This is a genomic window from Erwinia sp. 9145 (assembly GCF_000745075.1).
Classification (GTDB): Bacteria; Pseudomonadota; Gammaproteobacteria; order Enterobacterales; family Enterobacteriaceae; genus Erwinia; species Erwinia oleae.
The window spans coordinates 2,552,346-2,572,371 of record NZ_JQNE01000001.1; the positions used below are offsets into that span (position 1 = coordinate 2,552,346).

Genomic DNA, 20,026 nt, shown 5'->3' on the forward strand with positions numbered 1-20,026 from the left:
TCATTGATACTGCTCCAGCAGGTTAACGATGTTTTCCGGCGTCAGATGAACGTGCGTATCTTCATCCACCATCATGGTCGGCCCTTTGTCGCAGTTGCCCAGGCAGCAGGTGGGCAGCAGCGTGAAGCGGCCGTCCGCCGTGGTCTGGCCCGGCTTGATATTGAGGTTCTCTTCCAGCGCCGCCTGAATGCCCTGAAAGCCGGTAATGTGGCACACCACGCTGTCGCAATAGCGAATCACGTGACGGCCCACCGGCTGGCGGAAGATCTGGCTGTAAAAGGTGGCAACGCCTTCGACGTCGCTGGCCGGAATGCCCAGCACCCCGGCAATAGCATCAATTGCGCCGTCAGGCACCCAGCCGCGCTGCTTCTGAACAATTTTCAGCGCTTCGATGGAGGCCGCGCGCGCGTCTTCATAATGGTGCTTTTCATGCTCGATAGCGTCGCGCTCTGCGGCGCTCAGCACAAAAGCTGCATTGTTGTCGATCGTTTCGATCGCGATTCGTTGTTCGTGCATAATTAGCGGTCCACGTCTGACATAACAAAATCGATACTACCCAGATATACGATCAGATCGGATACCAGACTGCCGTTGATCACCGACGGGATCTGTTGCAGGTGCGGGAAGCTTGGCGTGCGCACGCGGGTGCGGTAGCTCATGGTGCTGCCGTCGCTGGTCAGGTAGTAACTGTTGATCCCTTTGGTCGCCTCAATCATCTGGAACGATTCATTGGCGGGCATCACCGGTCCCCAGGACACCTGAAGGAAGTGGGTGATCAGGGTTTCGATATGCTGTAGCGTGCGCTCTTTTGGCGGCGGCGTCGTCAGCGGATGATCGGCCTTGAACGGGCCTTCCGGCATATTATTCAGGCACTGCTCAAGAATGCGCAGGCTCTGACGCATCTCTTCCATTTTCAGCATTACGCGGGTGTAAGCACAGCTTACGCCGTCGCCGACAGGCACCTCGAAATCAAAGTTTTCATAGCCGGAGTACGGACGCCATTTGCGCACGTCGAAGTCCAGGCCAGTGGCGCGCAGGCCTGCGCCCGTGGTGCCCCATGCCAGCGCTTCGTCCAGACCGTAGGCGGAAACGCCTTTGGCGCGGCCAATCAACACCGAGTTTTTCAGCGCGGTTTGCTCGTACGCTTTCAAACGCTTCGGCAGCCAGTTAATGAAGTCGCGCAGCAGGCGATCCCAGCCTTTCGGCAGATCGTGCGCCACGCCGCCAATGCGGAACCAGGCCGGATGCATACGGAAACCGGTAATGGCTTCCACCACGTCATAAATTTTCTGACGGTCGGTGAAGGCAAAAAATACCGGCGACATCGCGCCAACGTCCTGAATAAACGTTGAGATATAGAGCAGGTGGCTGTTAATGCGGAACAGTTCGGAAAGCATGACGCGGATCACGTCAACGCGTTCCGGCACTTTGATACCGGCCAGTTTTTCGACGGCCAGCACGTACGGCATTTCATTTACGCAGCCGCCCAGGTACTCAATGCGATCGGTATAAGGAATGTAGCTGTGCCATGACTGGCGCTCGCCCATTTTTTCGGCGCCGCGATGGTGATAGCCGACATCCGGCACGCAGTCGACGATCTCTTCGCCATCAAGCTGCAAAATGATGCGGAAAGCGCCGTGGGCTGACGGGTGGTTAGGGCCGAGGTTGAGAAACATAAAGTCTTCAGTGGCGGTACCGCGTTTCATCCCCCACTCTTCCGGCTTGAAGGTCATTGCCTCCATTTCCAGATCTTCTTTCTGCTTTGTCAGCTCAAACGGATCGAATTCCGTGGCGCGCGCGGGATAGTCTTTACGCAGCGGATGCCCTTCCCAGGTCTGCGGCATCATGATGCGCGTCAGATGAGGGTGGCCATCAAAGGTGATACCAAACATCTCCCAGGTTTCGCGCTCGTACCAGTTGGCATTCGGGAAAATCTTTGTGACCGTTGGCACGTGCAGGTCTTTTTCAGACAGCGCCACCTTGAGCATAATATCGCGATTACGCTCAATAGAGATGAAGTGGTAGAAAACGGAAAAATCCGCCGCAGGCAGGCCCGCACGGTGAGTACGCAGCCGCTCGTCCATGCCGTGAAGATCGTAGAGCATCACGTAGGGTTTCGGCAGTTTGCGCAGAAATTCAGTGACTTCCAGTAATTGTTCACGCTTCACCCATACCACCGGAATGCCGGTGCGGGTGGGCTGAACGGTAAAGGCATCAGGCCCAAAACGGTTACGCAGCTCGCCGATCACCGGATCGTCCTGGTGATCGCGGGTTTGCCATGCTGGCTGAGCGAGATCTTGCGTGGTCAAATCAGTCATAAGTCGGTCACCCTGTGGGCCTGTAGGCAGGCACTCAGTTTTGGCGTCAGAATGGGCCTGTACGTGTTGTATTTTTTTATACGCCGTGAGGCCAGGCCACATCCATAAATTGCAGTGCTCTTCTTAGCGCAGGCGGGCGATGAGGTTGTGGTTACCGACCGCTTCCTCAACCGCCGCGCCCGTCAAAGTCAGGCTATCCCTTAAACTTCGTCAGGCGTGCGCAGATTGGTTACGGCGATACGTTCGCCGTGCTTTCTTTCACGCTCGGACTGCATGTTGGCGCGATAGACGCCCTGATCGCCAACGACCCACGACAGCGGGCGGCGCTCTTTACCAATCGATTCTTGCAACAGCAACAGCGCCTGCATATAGGCTTCAGGACGCGGTGGGCAGCCAGGGATGTAAACGTCAACAGGCAGGAATTTATCCACGCCCTGCACCACGGAATAGATGTCATACATACCGCCGGAGTTTGCGCAGGCGCCCATCGAAATCACCCATTTTGGCTCAAGCATCTGATCGTAAAGACGCTGGATAACAGGTGCCATTTTCGTAAAAGGCGTACCGGCAACAACCATAAAGTCTGCCTGACGCGGCGAAGCGCGAATAACTTCCGAACCAAAGCGAGCAACGTCATGAACTGAGGTAAACGACGTGGTCATCTCGACATAACAGCATGAAAGACCGAAGTTAAACGGCCAGAGAGAATTTTTGCGTCCCCAGTTCACCATATCGTGCAGGGCGTGTTCCAGCTTGCCCATATAGACGCTCTGATGTACGTGCTTTTCCAGCGGATCGGATACGATCTCCTGTTTTTGCAGTGGGTAACGGTCATTCTCGCCGTTCGGGTCGGCGCGGGTGAGCGTATAATCCATCTTAAAGCCTCGCTGTTACTGCGTATGACGATTGGAGTGCGAAATGGTGGTTGGCTTAACCACGACGCGCCGCGCCGCAGGAGCCCAATCGAGCGCGCGAATACGCACCAGATAAACCAGACCAGCAAGCAGTACCAAAATGAAAATGGTGGCTTCTACAAAGCCGACCCATCCGCTTTCGCGAATGGCCGTCGACCATGCATATAAATAGAGGGCTTCAACGTCAAAGATGACGAAGAACATGGCGACCAGGTAGAATTTCGCCGACATGCGCAGCTTAGCCGTTCCGACCGCCGCAGCACCTGATTCAAAAGGCGTGTTGGTATAGCGCCCACGCGCTTTACCGCCCAGAAACCAGGCGCCCGCTAACATAGCGCAGCAAAGCCCAACGGCAACAATCAGAAATACGGCGAATGCCCAATGATGGGCGATGACATTAGTATTAGTAGACATGCTCTTTACTTACTCAGCCTGAGGCGGAAACGAACAACCTGCGCGGGTTGACGTACCATCTCGATTCACGGGAAAAATAAAAAACCTTATAAATTTTGCTGTCTTTTTTGATTAAGCAGCACTTTTATGGGGTTTTTTACTCCTTTCGATAACCTTTTGTCAACTTTCACAAAAGTATCCACACATTAATTTACACCCGCAGCATTTATTTAACACTTGATGCGCAACAATTAAGCTAAATCGAGTCAGTAACAGGGTGTGATGTAAGTTTAGCGGGTATTTCCCTGTATGTGTCGCGGATTTAACTTTTCCTATTCTGGCAGGATTTGACCACTTTTCCTGCCCCTTAATGAGGTTATTTTTTTGATCCAGGACACAGTTTTATCTTTTGTGAGGTGATTTTAGGCGGCGCAATTTGAGGGATATCAATCGCAAGTCACATTACAGACGGGTTAAAACAGGAAAAAATAGCGTTCGGAATGGGTAATTTTCAGCGCATATCTGGCGTAAATTTACCGTTGAAACCGATGGAAAAGATGAAGTTAACTTGGTAAAAAAAGCCTTCCGACTCATTAATAGCCGGAAGGCTCCATTTTACGCATTTTACTCTGTTTAACGCTTTCTCAAAAAATTACGATATCGATTGCGTCCGCGCTCATTCCTCTTCGTCATTTAAGACAGAGTCATCCTTCACCATGGTCGATAAATTATAAGGATCGTTACTGGACTCCATGGCATTAAAGATTGCCAGCGCCAGTTCATTTTCGCTTTCAGGATTGCGGCAAAGCAGGTATTCCGTGTCCGGCAGAACCGGCAGGCCTTCTGCCGCGCCCATGACGCGCAGCTCAGGGCTCATCATTTCAACCGGACGCGCCGTCACGCCAAGGCCGGCCTTCACCGCAGCGCGAACCGCCGCCAGCGTTGACGCAACATACGAGATGCGCCATGGAATGCCCGCTTCGTTAAGATGATCGATAGCCATGTCGCGATACGGGCTTGGCTCGTCCAGGAGAACCAGAGGAATGGCCTCCCCACGCTGAAAAATATAGTCAGCTGCACAATACCATAGCGTCGGGGACGTACGCAGCACCTGCCAGGTGAAGTTCATTGGACTGGAGGTGGTGACAACCAAATCCACTTCACCCTGATTCAGCATTTCCATCATGAATGGATTACGCTTTACGCGTACATCAATAGCGAGCTTCGGATAAACCGACGTCACGCGATTAAGAAGGAATGGCAGGATGGTATCAGAGGTATCGTCCGAGGCACCGATAGTCAGCACGCCCTGGATGTTGCTGTACATGAGAGAAGTACAGGCCTCATCATTGAAGCGCAGGATTTTTCTGGCGTAGCCAAGGAGTTGAATACCGTGCTCGGTGAGAAGCTTATTTCGGCCGTGTCTGGCAAACAGCTCTTTACCCACCAGCTGTTCCAGTCGCTGCATCTGCTGGCTGACCGCCGATTGCGTTCTGCACACTGCTGTGGCCGCTGCCGCGAAGGTGTTAAGATCGGCAACGGCGACAAAGGTTCTTAGCAGATCGAGGTCTAAATTAAGGATTGGACGATTTGCATTGGTCATTTTTTCTTCACTTTATAAGTTTTATACGAACAGCTTTCCTGGTGTTATTACCTTACGCATCAATGGGATGCTCAGGCATCATGCGCAATGTGCAGAAAAAAATTGTCCGCAACATTACTGGCCCTACAAATCACACGCTTCACTTCCGTTAGCGCTGTCTCAAACGAACCGATGACAGATGCTTCACGTTGATAAGTTGCCCCTGTGCCAAACAGGGATCGATAAGCATAAGGGCACGTGCTTCTGGATAAAATTTCGGTGCCGCAGGCTTAATCATTAAGCGAGGCGGTGCCGTGGCGTCCTGCTCGTTACTGCTCCTCCGTCTACGCATCAGCAGGGCATGCGTTCGGGAATCAATAAGAATTTTTTCACTGTTGATGCCACTAAAGAGGTATTTATATCACCGCTTCGGCCGGATTTTTCAGCGTAAAGTCTCCTGAATGCTATCCTGACATACTGCCGCTTAATTTTTAAGCCCCAAACTGACTATTCTTCCCGGTAAAATAAGATTTTATTGGCTATCCGTGCGCTTAGCCGTTTTTAACCACAAAAATTTATCATTTGCTTACATTATGTGCGGGTTAAACTCTCTGTGGCGCGGTCCCATGCGGATAAACTCGTAGGTTATACGCGCGGATACACTGTTCAAAATACAACCATTCAAATAAGCGTTTTTTGACAGTTACTGATATCATCAATCCATCTTTTTTAACCAGAACTCAACAGAAATGCACGCTGGATGATGCGAAATGAAGCGATTCCAGTAACAGAGCGCAATTGCAGGTTTAATAAACCAGAAAATTCTTTTAACGCAGCATTTTTACTGAGTAAATCGTTTGCGCATACTGTAGCTCTCCATACTCCCGGTAAAACCTTGCTAAACGTACTGAAGCCAGCGCACGCCCTTCTAAAGGGCAAGCGAGAAGAGTACATTGTGGAGGTTTTTCCACGGCAGGAACGCCGTCCTGAGAGTCTAAGGCGAGATAAATGAATCCGATTGATAAGTCCGGCAAGCTGGATAATGTGTGTTACGACATTCGCGGCCCGGTACTAAAAGAAGCAAAGCGTCTTGAAGAAGAAGGTAATAAAGTTCTTAAACTGAATATTGGCAACCCTGCCCCGTTTGGTTTTGAAGCGCCTGACGAGATACTGGTTGATGTTATTCGTAATCTGCCGGGCGCGCAGGGCTACTGCGATTCAAAGGGTCTCTATTCGGCGCGTAAGGCCATTGTGCAGCATTACCAGGCCCGCGGCATGCGCGAAATGACCGTCGAAGATGTCTATATCGGCAACGGCGTTTCCGAACTGATTGTGCAATCGATGCAGGCCTTGCTTAACAGCGGCGATGAGATGCTGGTGCCCGCCCCGGACTATCCGCTGTGGACCGCCGCCGTCTCGCTCTCCAGCGGCAAAGCGGTGCATTACCTCTGCGATGAATCAGCCGGTTGGTTTCCCGATCTCGACGACATTCGCAGTAAAATTACTCCGCGCACGCGCGGTATCGTAATTATTAACCCGAATAATCCAACGGGTGCGGTTTACAGCAAAGAGCTGCTGCTGGAAATTGTTGAGCTGGCGCGCCAGCACAACCTGATTATTTTTGCCGATGAGATCTACGACAAAATTCTTTATGATGCCGCCCGGCACCACTCGATTGCCGCGCTGGCGCCCGATCTGCTGACTATTACCTTTAACGGTTTATCGAAAACCTACCGTGTCGCGGGTTTCCGTCAGGGCTGGATGGTGCTTAACGGGCCCAAAGCCCACGCGAAAGGTTATATCGAAGGGCTGGAGATGCTGGCATCAATGCGCCTCTGCGCCAACGTGCCGGCTCAGCATGCTATCCAGACCGCTCTGGGCGGCTATCAGAGCATCAGCGAATTCATTGTGCCCGGCGGCAGGCTGTATGAGCAACGGCAGCGCGCGTGGGAGTTGATTAATGATATTCCGGGCGTAAGCTGCGTGAAGCCCGAAGGTGCGCTGTATATGTTCCCGCGCATCGACGCGAAGAAGTTTAACCTTCACGACGATCAGAAAATGGTGCTCGACTTCCTGCTCCAGGAGAAAGTGCTGCTGGTGCAAGGCACCGCCTTTAACTGGCCGTGGCCCGATCACGTGCGCATTGTTACCCTGCCCCACGTTAACGATCTGACCATGGCGATTGGAAAATTCGGCCGCTTTCTGGAAGGATATCGCCAATAGTTACGCTACGCTTGTGAGGAGCCGGAAGCATCCGGCTCCTGCTGTCAACGCACTGGAACCTGCCATGAATCAAAGCCATTTTTTCGCCCATCTTTCCCGTCTTAAATTAATTAACCGCTGGCCGCTGATGCGCAACGTGCGCACCGAAAACGTCTCTGAGCACAGCCTTCAGGTCGCAATGGTCGCCCACGCGCTGGCGATCATAAAGAACCAGAAATTTAACGGTAATCTTAACGCCGAGCGTATCGCCATGATGGCTATCTACCACGACGCCAGCGAGGTGTTGACCGGCGATCTCCCTACGCCAGTGAAGTATTACAATGCGCAAATCGCTTTTGAATATAAAAAAATTGAGAAAATCGCTCAGCAGAAACTGATTGAGATGCTGCCCGCAGAGCTACAGGCGGCTTACCGTCCACTGCTTGACGAACATCAGCACAGTGAGGACGAGAAGGCGATTGTGAAGCAGGCCGACGCGCTGTGCGCCTACCTCAAATGTCTGGAAGAACTCGCGGCGGGTAATCACGAATTCCAGCTGGCGAAAGCGCGCCTGGAGAAAACGCTGGCGGATCGTCACAGTCCTGAAATGGACTACTTTGTTGAGGTGTTTGTTCCCAGCTTTAACCTCTCTCTGGATGAGATCAGCGGCGATCTCTAAAAAGGAAACAGCACCGGTACCAGCACCACGCTGACCACCATAATCAGCAGGGTAAACGGCACGCCGACCTTCACGAAGTCGCCAAAGGTATAGCCGCCCGGGCCAAGAACGAGCGTGTTGACCGGTGATGACACCGGCGTCATAAAGGCCGCCGAGGCGGCGATCGCAACGATCAGCGTAAACGGATAGGGTGACAGGCCCATCTGCCCCGCCGCCGCCACGCCAACCGGCGCCATCAGCACCGCCGTAGCGGTATTTGAGATAAACAGCCCAATAGTTGCACAGAGTATAAACAGGCAAAGCAGCATGATATGCGGACTGTAGCCGCCGGCCAGCGCCGTCAGGCCATTGACTATCAGCGCGACGCCGCCCGTCTTTTGTAGCGCCAGCGCAAAGGGCATCATACCGACAATCAGGATGATGCTCGGCCAGTGAATGGATTTGTAGGCGTTTTCCATATCAATGCAGCGGAATTTTCCCATCAGCAGGCAGGCAACCAGCGCCGCAACAGGGTTAGGGATCTCATCGGTCAGCATCATCGCCACCATCAGCGCCAGGCTGAAAATCGCATGCGGCGCCTGGCTCTGCGCGGGGGCCACGTAGTCCGCTTCCTCCGGCAGATTAAGTACGATCATCTCGCGTGGATATTGCTTAAGATGAAGGATCTTTTTCCAGTCGCCAATGACCAGCAGGCTGTCGCCCAGCTCCAGCGAAACGTCTGTCAGCGCGCCTTCCAGTACCTCACCCCGCCTGCGCAGCCCGACAACGCTGGTGTCAAAGCGGGATCGAAAGGCGATCTCCCGCAGCGTTTTCCCTTGAAGCGCGGAATCAGGAACAATTAACACTTCCGCCATGCCGACGTCCTGCGCGCGGTCGGAGAAGTAGTCGCCGCGCAGGATCATAGGTTCCAGCATCTGCTCGCCGCAGAACTCACGCAGATCAATATCGGCATCCGACATATCAATCAGCAGCACGTCACGCGCGCGAAACACCGTTGTGCCCGTGACCGGCACCATCACCCGCCGAAACTTGCGCCAGCGCTCCAGGCCAACCACGTTGACGCTGTAGCGTTCACGCAGCTTTAAATCATCCAGCCGATAGCCAATAAGCGGCGATCCGCTGCGTACGGCCAGCCTTCTGGCACGTCCGGTGAGTTTGTAATCGCGGATCAAATCGCGCCAGGTGCGTCGTCCGAGCTTTTTCGTGCTGTTTTCGCCCTGCGGCGTGACCAGCCAGAAGCGCGCCAGCAGCATATAACCAATTCCCAGCAACAGTGCCACCAGACCAATCGGCGTCACATCAAAAAAACCGAACCCGGCCAGCCCTTCGCGCACCAGCTCGCTGTTCACCACCAGGTTAGGCGGCGTGGCGACCAGCGTCAGCATGCCGCTGATCAACCCGGCGAAGCTGAGCGGCATCATCAGCCGTCCCGGTGAGCTTTTCATTTTTGCCGCCACGCTGAGCACCACCGGTATGAATATCGCCACCACGCCGGTGGAGCTCATAAACGCGCCCAACCCCGCCACGGTCACCATCAGCAGCACCAGCATTTTTGTTTCGCTGCTGCCAGCCATTCTCATCAGCCAGTCACCCAGCCGCAGCGCCACGCCGGTACGGACCAGACCTTCGCCAATCACAAACAGCGCCGCAATAAGAATGACGTTAGGATCGCTGAAGCCGAGCGTCGCCTCCTGCAAGGTCAGCGTTCCGCTTAACACAAAAGCAATAATCACCAGCAGCGCCACAACGTCCATGCGCAGCCGACCGCTGACAAACAGCAGAATGGCAACGGCTAACAAACTGATAACCCAGAGAAGTTCTTTGTTCACGGTGACTCTCAGTGCGATGTTTTCACACAGGATGCCACAAAAAAAACCCCGCAATAGCGGGGTTACATCATGGCTTAGTGTTTTCGATCCACATTGACGGAACCGTCGGCGTTTTTCTGGATAATCAGCTCCTCCAGCGAGGAGAGCTGCATATCCACATCCTCAAGGCGAGGAGAGCTGGCCGGCGCGTTCACCGCGATCACATGGCAGCCTGCTGCCAGGCCGGAGAGAATACCCGCTGCGGCGTCTTCCACCACCACGCACTCTTCCGGCTCCAGTTGAAGGAGCTGTGCGCCAAGGAGATAAGCATCCGGCTCGGGCTTGCCATTCTGAACGCGCTCCGCCGTCACCATGGTTTCAGGTTCGGGCAGTTCTGCCGCCTGACGGCGCGCCGAAGCGACCGGCAGCGAACCCGAGGTGACAATCGCCCAGGGAATGTTCATCTCGCTGAGCATCGCCAGTAGCTGACGCGCGCCGGGCAGCGCGATGATCCCGTCCGTGTCTTCCGCTTCGGTCTTTTCCAGCAGCAGAAACTCGTCACGGATCTCGTCTTCAGAGGCACCAGGCATGAAATGACGCAGTGAAGTGATCGCCTGCTTGCCGTGGATAAAATTCAGCACCTCTTCGCCCGCAATGCCGCGTCGTGATGCCCAGCTCAGCCAGGCGCGTTCCACAACCGGCAGGGAGTCCACCAGCGTGCCGTCCAGATCAAACAGAAAACCTTTACACTTCACTGCGTTTTTCCTTTTCAGGCGTTAATAATTTGCGCGATCTCGTTCGCACTCAGATGATACTGCCGTGGACAAGTGTGCCATAAGGTCAGCATGCGTTGGTATTTTTCCCACATCGGCGTTTGCGCGTTGAAGCCGTGCGTGCCGGAGTCAAAATGCGTATAGCGCCCTTCCACATTGACCATAAAGCGCACGTAACCCAGATAACGCGCTTCCGTGGCCGCGTCAAAGCCGAGGAAATTCAGCCGACGCTCGTCGATGCCAGCGGGTGATTTCAGATTAGCCCATGAAACGTGCAGCGCGTGGTGCAGTTCCATAATATCGATGATAGTGCGGCAGACTGTTTCTGGTAGTTCGCCAAATTCGCGATCAAGCTCGCGCATTTGCAGGCCGTAGCCGCGTTCGACGATGGTTTGCTGGCGACGATAGCGCTCGGCGTTATCGGGATCGAGCATACTCATCATCTTATATTGATTAGAGAGAATTAAACGTTGCGCGTTGGTCATTTCCATCATTCACTCCTGCGTCACGGTGGACGAATTGCAATCTGAAAGGGATGACGCAAGAATGACATAAGCAGCGGCAATGCGGTACGGCAAGCCGCTGCTTCTTTGATTCAAACCGGGTTTTCGCTCCATTCAGGAAGCGAAAATTTCGCGCCGGGATCAAAGATCGTCAAGAAAGGTTTTATCGAGCTGCCTGAACGCACGACGCAACACGTCGGCCAGCGACTGATAGGTTGGTTTTCCTTCCAGAGGTGCGATCGCCTGTCCGGCAGCCTGGAGCTTTTCGCGCACCTCGTGAAACCAGTTCAGCAAGCCTGGCGGCAGCGGCGTGACGGAGCGTTTGCCGAGCCACCAAAGCCCCTGCATCGGCAGGCTACAGGCAAAGAGCGCGGTTGCCACCGCCGGGCCGAGCTGGCCGCCCAGCGCGATTTGCCAGGTCAGAGAGAAAACGGCAACCGGCGGCATAAAGCGAATTGCAAATCGCGTGGCGCGCGCCACTCTGTTTTCCGGGAACATAGCTGCCAGACGTTTATCAACCGGCCATGTTTTCATGTAGTGCTGTCCGCATTGAAACAGCTTTAACCAACCGACCGTACCGGATTCTTTAGCCATGGCTCCCCTCAACTTCATTAATAACATTTAAACAAAAAATACAAATAACCAACGTTAGCTTACAACTTTCAAAATATTTTGTTTTTGAACGGCAGTCTGGTTATCCTGTGCCCGTTTCTACAAGGTCAGCCGAAAGGGAGAACCTTTATGAACTCTTTTCAAAAGGCTGATATCAAAAATTTCTGCAATTTTTCTATTTTTTTTATGTCGGTGGTCAAAGTTTGCCACAAGCATGACATTCATCATTAATGTACCAGCTTTCATGCGCTACGCTGATAGTCTGACTGAGTTTTTTTTCGCCATTTTTAACCAATAGGGACCTTCCATGTCGAGTAAGTTAGTACTGGTTCTGAACTGCGGTAGTTCTTCACTTAAGTTTGCCATCATTGATCCTGCAAACGGTGAGGAGTATCTCTCCGGTTTATCCGAATGCTTCCACCTGCCCGAAGCCCGTATCAAATGGAAAATGGAAGGTAGCAAACAGGAAGCCGCCCTGGGTGCCGGCGCCGCGCACAGCGAAGCCCTCAATTTCATTGTTAAAACTATTCTGGCACAAAAACCTGAGCTTTCAGCACAAATTGCTGCAATCGGTCACCGCATCGTTCACGGCGGTGAAAAACTGACTCAGTCGGTGGTGATTGACGAAAACATCATTCAGAGCATTAAAGACGCGTCTTCTTTTGCTCCGCTGCACAATCCGGCGCACCTGATCGGTATTGATGAAGCGATGAAAAACTTCCCACACCTTTCTGATAAAAATGTGGCAGTTTTCGACACCGCTTTCCATCAGACTATGCCTGAAGAGTCCTATCTTTATGCGCTGCCTTATCATCTTTATAAGGAACACGGCGTTCGTCGCTACGGCGCGCACGGCACCAGCCACTACTACGTAATGCATGAAGCGGCAAAAGTGCTGAACAAGCCGGTTGAAGAGCTGAATATCATTACCTGCCATCTGGGTAACGGCGCATCCATTTCTGCCATCCGCAACGGCGAATGCGTGGATACCTCAATGGGTCTGACGCCGCTGGAAGGCCTGGTGATGGGCACCCGTTCCGGCGATATCGATCCGGCTATTATCTTCTTCCTGCACGACACGCTGGGCATGAGCGTTGACGCCATCAATAAGCTGCTGACCAAAGAGTCTGGTCTGCTTGGCCTGACCGGCGTCACCAGCGACTGCCGTTACGTTGAAGAAAACTACGAAACCAAAGAAGACGCGAAACGCGCGATGGACGTTTTCTGTCATCGTCTGGCGAAATACATCGGCTCGTACGCGGCGCTGATGGAAGGCCGTCTGGATGCGGTGATCTTCACCGGCGGCATCGGTGAAAACGCGGCAATGGTGCGTGAGCTGTCGCTGGCGAAGCTGTCGCTGCTCGGTTTTGAGGTGGATCATGAGCGTAACCTCGCGGCGCGCTTCGGCAACGCGGGCTTCATCAACAAAGAAGGCACGCGTCCGGCCGTGGTCATTCCCACCAACGAAGAGTTGGTTATCGCCCGCGACGCCAGCCGTCTGACCGCCTGAGCATTCTCCGCCGCCAGCTCAGGCTGGCGGCGTTGTTTTGACACCAACAAAGCGTACCCGCCGTTGCTTCAGCAGCGAGGAGTGGTACAGAGAGGTTTCCCGTGTCTCGTACTATTATGTTAATTCCAACCGGCACCAGCGTCGGCCTCACCAGTATCAGCCTTGGCGTGATCCGCGCCATGGAGCGCAAGGGCGTTCGCCTGAGCGTATTCAAACCTATCGCCCAGCCACGCGCGGGCGGCGACGCGCCGGATCAGACCACCAAGATCATTCGCTCCAACTCATCCATTCCTGCCGCCGAACCGCTGGCAATGAGCAGCGTGGAATCTCTGCTTGGTTCCAACCAGCAGGACGTGCTGATGGAAGAGATTATCAAGCGCTACCACGAAAACACCAAAGATGCCGAAGTGGTGCTGGTGGAAGGCCTGGTGCCGACCCGCAAGCATCAGTTTGCGTCAGCACTGAACTTTGAGATCGCCAAGACGCTGAATGCGGAAATCGTCTTTGTGATGTCGCTGGGCAATGATTCCGCCGCACAGTTAAAAGAGCGCATCGAACTGACGCAGAGCAGTTTCGGCGGTAGCAAGAATAAAAACATCACCGGCGTGATCATTAACAAACTGAATGCGCCCGTTGATGAGCAGGGCCGCACCCGCCCCGACCTCTCGGAGATTTTTGACGATTCGACCAAGGCCAGCATCGCCAATATCGATCCGAAGCAGCTTTTCGCCAACAGTCCGCTACCGGTGCTCGGCTGCGTGCCGTGGAGCTTCGATCTGATCGCCACGCGCGCGATTGATATGTGTCATCACCTGAAGGCGGATGTGATTAACGAAGGCGATATCAATACCCGCCGCGTGAAGTCCGTGACCTTCTGCGCGCGCAGCCTGCCGCACATGCTGGAGCACTTCCGCCCGGGTTCGCTGCTGGTGACCTCTGCCGACCGCCCTGACGTGCTGGTTGCCGCCTGCCTGGCGGCGATGAACGGCGTCGAGATTGGTGCGATCCTGCTGACCGGCGGATATCAGATCGACGAACCTATTCGTAAACTGTGCGAACGCGCTTTCGCCACCGGCCTGCCGGTCTTTATGGTGAAAACCAACACCTGGCAGACCTCGCTGAGCCTGCAAAGCTTTAATCTGGAAGTGCCGAGCGACGATACACAGCGCATTGAGCGCGTGCAGGAGTACGTGGCCAGCCACATCGACTCCGAATGGATCGACTCGCTGACCGCCACTTCCGAGCGCAGCCGTCGCCTCTCTCCGCCAGCGTTCCGTTATCAGCTCACTGAACTGGCGCGCCAGGCTCGCAAACGCATCGTGCTGCCGGAAGGCGACGAGCCGCGTACGGTGAAAGCCGCAGCCATCTGCGCCGAACGTGGTATCGCCACCTGCGTACTGCTGGGCAATCCGGAAGAGATCCAGCGCGTTGCCGCCGTTCAGGGTGTTGAATTGGGTAAAGGTATCGATATCGTCGATCCTGAAGTGGTGCGTGAAGAGTACGTTGCCCGCCTGGTTGAACTGCGTAAGAGCAAGGGCATGACCGAAGTAGTGGCGCGCGAGCAGCTGGAAGACAACGTAATGCTTGGCACCATGATGCTGGAGCGTAACGAAGTTGACGGTCTGGTATCCGGCGCGGTTCATACCACGGCCAATACTATTCGTCCGCCGTTGCAGCTGATCAAAACGGCGCCGGGCAGTTCTCTGGTTTCTTCCGTGTTCTTTATGCTGCTGCCTGAACAGGTGCTGGTCTATGGCGACTGCGCCATTAACCCGGACCCGAATCCGGAACAGCTGGCCGAAATCGCTATTCAGTCTGCGGATTCCGCCACCGCGTTTGGTATCGAACCGCGCGTGGCGATGATTTCGTACTCAACCGGCAACTCAGGCGCAGGCAGCGACGTGGAAAAAGTACGTGAAGCCACCCGCATCGCCAAAGAGAAACGTCCGGATCTGGTGATTGATGGCCCGCTTCAGTACGACGCGGCGATCATGGACGACGTGGCCAAATCCAAAGCGCCAAATTCACCCGTTGCCGGTCGCGCCACCGTGTTCATCTTCCCGGATTTGAACACCGGTAATACGACCTATAAAGCGGTGCAGCGCTCTGCCGACCTGATCTCCATCGGGCCAATGCTTCAGGGCATGCGCAAGCCGGTTAACGACCTTTCGCGCGGCGCGCTGGTAGACGATATCGTTTATACCATTGCACTGACGGCTATTCAGTCCAAGCAGGCCGAAAGCTAAACGCGCATTTTTTCAGCAAAAGCGGGCCTGCCGGCTCGCTTTTTTTTTATTTCATGACTTCCCTTTAAAAAGCGACATCACTTCCCCGGTGAGATATTTCAAAACCTGCCGGTTTATTCCCTTTAAAACACCTTTTTGCCCGCTGCAAGCAGTTGAAAAAATTAACTTACAGCAAATTCCCGCATTTTTTTTGGGCACAGTTTCATTCCCAGACTAATCTTATACAGGCAAGGAAATGGCAGGAACGCCTATAACGATATTTAAAAAATGTTTTTTTGACTTGATAAAGGGGTTTTTCAATGAGCGACATTCATACTCAACCGGTTTACAGCGAAATAAATAACGGCACTCCGTTAAAACGTATTTCCTGGAGTGCTATTTTTGCAGGCGTCATTATTTCAATCGTCATTTATTTATTGCTGTCCATATTAGGAACGGCGATAGGCGCAACCACTATCGATCCGCTTAAGGAACAGAATCCTCTGGATGGTTTAGGTAAAGGCGCATTAATCTGGACAGGCCTGAGCATGTTCATCTCCATAGCCGCGGGCGCCTTTATTACCGGCCGTCTCGCGCAGCGTGAGGGTGCGCTGCACGGATTGCTGATGTGGTCAGTGAATACGCTGGTCTGCGTATGGTTTGCCATCTCCCTTATTAGCAGTGCAGCAAGCGGAACGGCAAGCGTCATTGGTTCAGGCTTCAGCCTGTTGGGCAATGGCCTTTCATCGATTGCGCCTACGCTTACGCAAAAAGCGAAAGATACGCTGAAGGAGAATAATATCGATCTCGGCAATGTGCAGAATGAACTGGAGACGACGCTACGCCAAACCGGCAAGCCTGAACTTCAGCCAGAAAATATTCAGCAGAAAGCTGAAAAAGAAAGTAACAATGCACAAAATCAGGCAGAGAATACCGCAAACCATCCACAAACGGCGGATACTGATTTGGCGAACTGGTTCAAAGGCGTCGTCGAACGTAATGAGGACACGCTTCAGGCCGCCGATATCGATGCGCTGAAAAATATTATTAAGGCGCGTACCGGTAAAAGCGATCAGGAAGTCGATCAGATCGTTGAGCAGACGCAAAAAAGTTATCAACAGGCGCGTCAGAAATATCAGCAGTTAAAACAGGAAGCGGAGCAAAAAGCACGCGAAGCAGCAGATAAAGCGGCAGCGGCAACGGCGAAAGCCAGCTGGGCTGCGCTGATTGTGCTGATTATCGAAGCCGCTATCGCCGGCGCTATGGGCATGGTGGGCCGTCGTAACCAGCCACGTCCGGTTGTGGTGCGTTAATCGTTCATCCCTAAAAAGTAAAGCACCGCATCATGCGGTGCTTTTTTTATCGCCACAGCATTACGCCTGCGAAACGGCCTTCGATGTGCTCTGCTCACCATTACGGCTTAACCACAGCGACAGTGCTTTCAGCGAATCGTCGGTGAATTCATCACAACGGGCGGTGATCTCCTCCGGCGTCATCCAGAAAATCTCGTCCACTTCTTCTTCCTGCATGGCGAACGGGCCGTGCGTTACGCAACTGAACAGTCCGCCCCACACGCGGCAGTGTTGATCCTCAAAGTAAAACAGGCCATGTTCGGCGAAAGGCACGTCGGCAATCCCCAACTCCTCTTCCGCTTCACGCCTGGCCGACTCCAGCAGATCTTCACCGCTCTGCACCACGCCGCCAGCGGTGGCATCAAGCATGCCCGGCATGAAGTCTTTGGACTGCGTCCGACGCTGAACCAGAATATTCCCCATGCCGTCGTGTACCACAATGTAGGTCGCGCGGTGGCGCAGGCACTGTGCCCGCATCTGTGCGCGGCTGGCCTGTGCAACGACCTCGTTATCTTCACTAACGATATCCACCCACTCCATGCCGCTGTCTTGCTCGACCATCCGAAACCCTTATTAAGTCAGGCGCCTGAGCGCATTAATTGGCGTCCGCAATCACCATTACGGACGGTTTTATTGTCTTATCAGCACGCGCTTCTGGACGATTGCGTCAGCCAGAGCTGGACGGAAGCACGCTGCCACTGAAAATGCGCATAGTCTGCGATCGGTTGCGGCACGTCGTCGCCATGCATCACCAGGCGGTTGATCATCACGGCCAGATCGGTGTCGGCAATCGACCATTCGCCAAAAAGATTCTGTTGCCCGGCGGCAAGCAGTCGCGTTGCGCCAGCGATAAGCTTCTCAGCAGACGCTTTGCCGGCCTCACTGAGCGGGGCGAACGTTTTGCCGGCAAACAGCACGTCCGTTGGTCGCTCCTGACGCAGCGGCAAGAAATCGCTGCGCAGCCACGCCTGGATTTCCCGCGCCTTCGCGCGCTTTTCGATGTCGCGCGGGTAAAGGCGCTTAAAATCCGGGGCCGGAAAACGCTCCTCAAGGTACTCGGCGATGGCGGAAGACTCGGTCAGTACAAAATCATCAACGCCCAGCGCAGGCACGCGTCGGGTAAGCGCAACGGCGCCATAAGCGGGCGACAGGTGTTCTTCACGACGCAAATCAATCTGTCGGGTGGAGAACGGTACGCCTTTTTCAGTGAGCGCAACAAAAACAGACATCGCATACGGGCTGTAATAACAGCCGTCAGACCACAGTGTTATTTCCGGATAATTCATGCCGTTCTCCTTACAAGGCAGCGACTGCATCCTGTTTACCGATTTTTTCTGTTAAAGGCAATCACGGCGAGCGGTAAAGTCTAACAGGCGCGCAAGGCGTCCCCTTTTTGATGCACTAATAGGCACGATCTTCACGCTTCACCTAAGCTGAGAAGACGCGTTGGAATCGTGATCTTCTCATCAGGGACAAGCCTATGCACATCTTATTTACCGGCGGTACCGGGCTGATTGGCAGCCATTTGATCCCACGTTTACTGGCGCGGGGAGACAGCGTCAGCGTCGTCACGCGCAACGTGGCGAAGGCCCGTGAAAAACTGGGTGAAAACGTGGCGTTCTGGTCTGGTCTTAATCAGCAGCGCGATCTCAACGGCATTGATGCAGTTATCAATCTGGCGGGCGAGCCGATTGCCGATAAACGCTGGAGCGCGCGGCAAAAGCAGCTACTGTGTGAAAGCCGCTGGCGGATCACTGAACAGATCGCTTCGCTGATCAACGCCAGCAGCATGCCGCCGTCGGTGTTTATTTCGGGTTCAGCAACGGGCTTTTACGGCGACGCCGGTGAACTGGTGCTGACCGAGGACGATCCGGGCCAGACGGAGTTCACCCATCTGCTCTGTGACCGCTGGGAAACGCTCGCCCGGGCGGCCGAAAGCGAGCGCACCCGCGTCTGCCTGCTCCGCACCGGCGTGGTACTGGCGAAAAAAGGCGGCGCGCTGAGCAGAATGAAGCTGCCGTTTAAACTCGGCGTAGGCGGCCCGCTCGGTAGCGGCAGGCAGTATATGCCGTGGATCCATCTGGATGACATGCTCAACGCCATTCTCTGGCTGCTGGACACGCCGTCGCTGCGTGGCCCGTTCAATATGGTTGCGCCTTATGCAGTACGCAACGAGCAGTTTGCCGCCACGCTTGGCGAGGTGATGCACCGCCCGGCAGTGGTTCGCACGCCTGCCAGCGCCATTAAGCTGCTGATGGGCGAGTCGGCGGTACTGGTGCTCGGTGGCCAGCACGTCCTGCCTGGCCGGCTTGAGGCATCCGGCTTCCACTTCCGCTGGTATCAGCTGGATGAGGCGCTTCAGGACGTGGTCTGACCGCCTATTTCAGTGAGCCGGATAAAAACTGCTGAAGACGCGGGCTTTGCGGATTATCAAACAGCGCCTGCGGCGTGCCTTCCTCTTCAATTTTACCCTGATGCAGGAAAATCACGTGGCTGGAGACATGGCGCGCAAAGCCCATTTCGTGCGTGACCACGACCATGGTCTTCCCCTCTTCCGCCAGCTTCTGCATGATGCGCAGCACTTCCCCGACCAGTTCAGGATCGAGCGCTGACGTCGGCTCATCAAACAGCAGCACTTCCGGCTCCATCGCCAGCGCACGCGCAATGGAAACGCGCTGCTGCTGACCGCCCGACAGGTTGACCGGATATTTCGCGCGGGCGCGCTCATCAATGCCGACCTTGTCCAGATAACGCACGGCGCGCTCGCGCGCTTCCGCTTTACTCAGTCCCAAAACCTGCATCGGCGCTTCCATTACATTTTGCAGCACCGTCATGTGGCTCCACAGGTTGAAGTGTTGGAAAACCATTGTCAGGCTGGTGCGCAGCGCGCGCAGTTGCTCCTTATTGGCTACTTTGAGCTGGCCATCGGTGTCGCGCACCAGCGTAATCGGCTGATTATTAACGGAGATCGTGCCTTCGCTGGGTTTTTCAAGAAAGTTGATGCAGCGCAGAAAGGTACTTTTCCCGGAACCCGATGAACCGATAATGCTGATCACGTCGCCCGCGTTCGCCTTCAGCGAAACGCCCTTCAATACCTCATGTTCACCATAACGCTTGTGCAGTTCGGTAACGTTTAATTTGTTCTCTGCCATAGT

At 54.3% G+C, this 20,026-nt stretch carries 18 protein-coding genes; 6 read left to right on the forward strand and 12 right to left on the reverse strand.

Translation table 11 applies throughout. From position 1 onward, the window contains the following. The 5 genes from nuoE to lrhA form a co-directional block, all read right to left on the reverse strand. Positions 1-516 carry an NADH-quinone oxidoreductase subunit NuoE gene (nuoE, locus tag FA91_RS12195; protein ID WP_034916101.1) on the reverse strand — a complete coding sequence of 172 codons (516 nt, stop codon included), beginning with the start codon at positions 514-516 and terminating at the stop codon, positions 1-3. Positions 517-518: 2 nt separating this feature from the next. Then, a complete protein-coding gene (nuoC, locus tag FA91_RS12200) occupies positions 519-2,318 on the reverse strand; it encodes an NADH-quinone oxidoreductase subunit C/D (protein WP_034916104.1) in 1,800 nt (599 codons plus the stop codon). Positions 2,319-2,518: 200 nt separating this feature from the next. Continuing rightward, positions 2,519-3,193, reverse strand: coding sequence for an NADH-quinone oxidoreductase subunit B (locus FA91_RS12205; protein ID WP_034916106.1), 675 nt, complete (start codon positions 3,191-3,193; stop codon positions 2,519-2,521). 15 nt (positions 3,194-3,208) lie between these two features. Further along, positions 3,209-3,646, reverse strand: a complete 438-nt coding sequence (locus FA91_RS12210; protein ID WP_034916108.1) for an NADH-quinone oxidoreductase subunit A — start codon at positions 3,644-3,646, stop codon at positions 3,209-3,211. 655 nt (positions 3,647-4,301) lie between these two features. Next, on the reverse strand, positions 4,302-5,228 hold the full coding sequence (lrhA, locus tag FA91_RS12215; protein WP_034916110.1) for a transcriptional regulator LrhA: 927 nt from the start codon (positions 5,226-5,228) through the stop codon (positions 4,302-4,304). A 987-nt stretch (positions 5,229-6,215) separates the two neighbouring features. On the opposite strand from lrhA, the gene FA91_RS12220 reads away from it, so the two are divergent. Together FA91_RS12220 and yfbR are read left to right on the forward strand one after the other, a co-directional pair. Then, complete coding sequence (locus tag FA91_RS12220; protein WP_034916112.1) at positions 6,216-7,430, forward strand: pyridoxal phosphate-dependent aminotransferase; 1,215 nt, start codon at positions 6,216-6,218, stop codon at positions 7,428-7,430. A 64-nt stretch (positions 7,431-7,494) separates the two neighbouring features. After that, positions 7,495-8,088 carry a 5'-deoxynucleotidase gene (gene yfbR, locus FA91_RS12225; protein WP_034916115.1) on the forward strand — a complete coding sequence of 198 codons (594 nt, stop codon included), beginning with the start codon at positions 7,495-7,497 and terminating at the stop codon, positions 8,086-8,088. Here yfbR and FA91_RS12230 read toward each other — a convergent pair. The 4 genes from FA91_RS12230 to yfbV all read right to left on the reverse strand — a co-directional run bounded on the left by FA91_RS12230 (position 8,085) and on the right by yfbV (position 11,766). Next, entirely contained in the window at positions 8,085-9,917 is a 1,833-nt protein-coding gene (locus tag FA91_RS12230) for an SLC13 family permease (RefSeq protein WP_034916117.1), read from the reverse strand. The two genes, yfbR and FA91_RS12230, sit on opposite strands and share 4 nt — an antisense overlap. Positions 9,918-9,991: 74 nt before the next feature. Continuing rightward, the gene (locus FA91_RS12235; protein WP_034916118.1) at positions 9,992-10,651 is read right to left on the reverse strand and encodes a sugar phosphatase; all 660 of its coding nucleotides are present in this window, start codon (positions 10,649-10,651) and stop codon (positions 9,992-9,994) included. Between the two features lie 14 nt (positions 10,652-10,665). Beyond that, entirely contained in the window at positions 10,666-11,160 is a 495-nt protein-coding gene (locus FA91_RS12240) for a YfbU family protein (RefSeq protein WP_034916120.1), read from the reverse strand. A 153-nt stretch (positions 11,161-11,313) separates the two neighbouring features. Continuing rightward, positions 11,314-11,766, reverse strand: coding sequence for a terminus macrodomain insulation protein YfbV (gene yfbV, locus FA91_RS12245; protein WP_034916121.1), 453 nt, complete (start codon positions 11,764-11,766; stop codon positions 11,314-11,316). A gap of 325 nt (positions 11,767-12,091) precedes the next feature. On the opposite strand from yfbV, the gene ackA reads away from it, so the two are divergent. From ackA to FA91_RS12260, 3 genes are all read left to right on the forward strand, one after another. Next, a complete protein-coding gene (ackA, locus tag FA91_RS12250) occupies positions 12,092-13,294 on the forward strand; it encodes an acetate kinase (protein ID WP_034916123.1) in 1,203 nt (400 codons plus the stop codon). Between the two features lie 101 nt (positions 13,295-13,395). Then, the gene (gene pta / locus FA91_RS12255; RefSeq protein WP_152601354.1) at positions 13,396-15,540 is read left to right on the forward strand and encodes a phosphate acetyltransferase; all 2,145 of its coding nucleotides are present in this window, start codon (positions 13,396-13,398) and stop codon (positions 15,538-15,540) included. Positions 15,541-15,839: 299 nt separating this feature from the next. After that, a complete protein-coding gene (locus FA91_RS12260) occupies positions 15,840-16,832 on the forward strand; it encodes a TIGR04086 family membrane protein (RefSeq protein WP_034916127.1) in 993 nt (330 codons plus the stop codon). A 60-nt stretch (positions 16,833-16,892) separates the two neighbouring features. Here the strand turns inward: FA91_RS12260 and yfcD are convergent, their stop codons facing one another. Together yfcD and yfcF are read right to left on the reverse strand one after the other, a co-directional pair. Further along, complete coding sequence (yfcD, locus tag FA91_RS12265; protein WP_034916132.1) at positions 16,893-17,432, reverse strand: NUDIX hydrolase YfcD; 540 nt, start codon at positions 17,430-17,432, stop codon at positions 16,893-16,895. Positions 17,433-17,512: 80 nt separating this feature from the next. Further along, positions 17,513-18,157, reverse strand: a complete 645-nt coding sequence (gene yfcF / locus FA91_RS12270) for a glutathione transferase (RefSeq protein WP_034916133.1) — start codon at positions 18,155-18,157, stop codon at positions 17,513-17,515. A 194-nt stretch (positions 18,158-18,351) separates the two neighbouring features. Between yfcF and FA91_RS12275 the strand changes: the two genes are divergently transcribed. After that, positions 18,352-19,245, forward strand: coding sequence for a TIGR01777 family oxidoreductase (locus FA91_RS12275; RefSeq protein ID WP_034916135.1), 894 nt, complete (start codon positions 18,352-18,354; stop codon positions 19,243-19,245). 4 nt (positions 19,246-19,249) lie between these two features. On the opposite strand, the gene hisP is transcribed toward FA91_RS12275, so the two are convergent. Then, on the reverse strand, positions 19,250-20,023 hold the full coding sequence (gene hisP, locus FA91_RS12280) for a histidine ABC transporter ATP-binding protein HisP (protein WP_034916136.1): 774 nt from the start codon (positions 20,021-20,023) through the stop codon (positions 19,250-19,252). Positions 20,024-20,026: the final 3 nt, after the last annotated feature.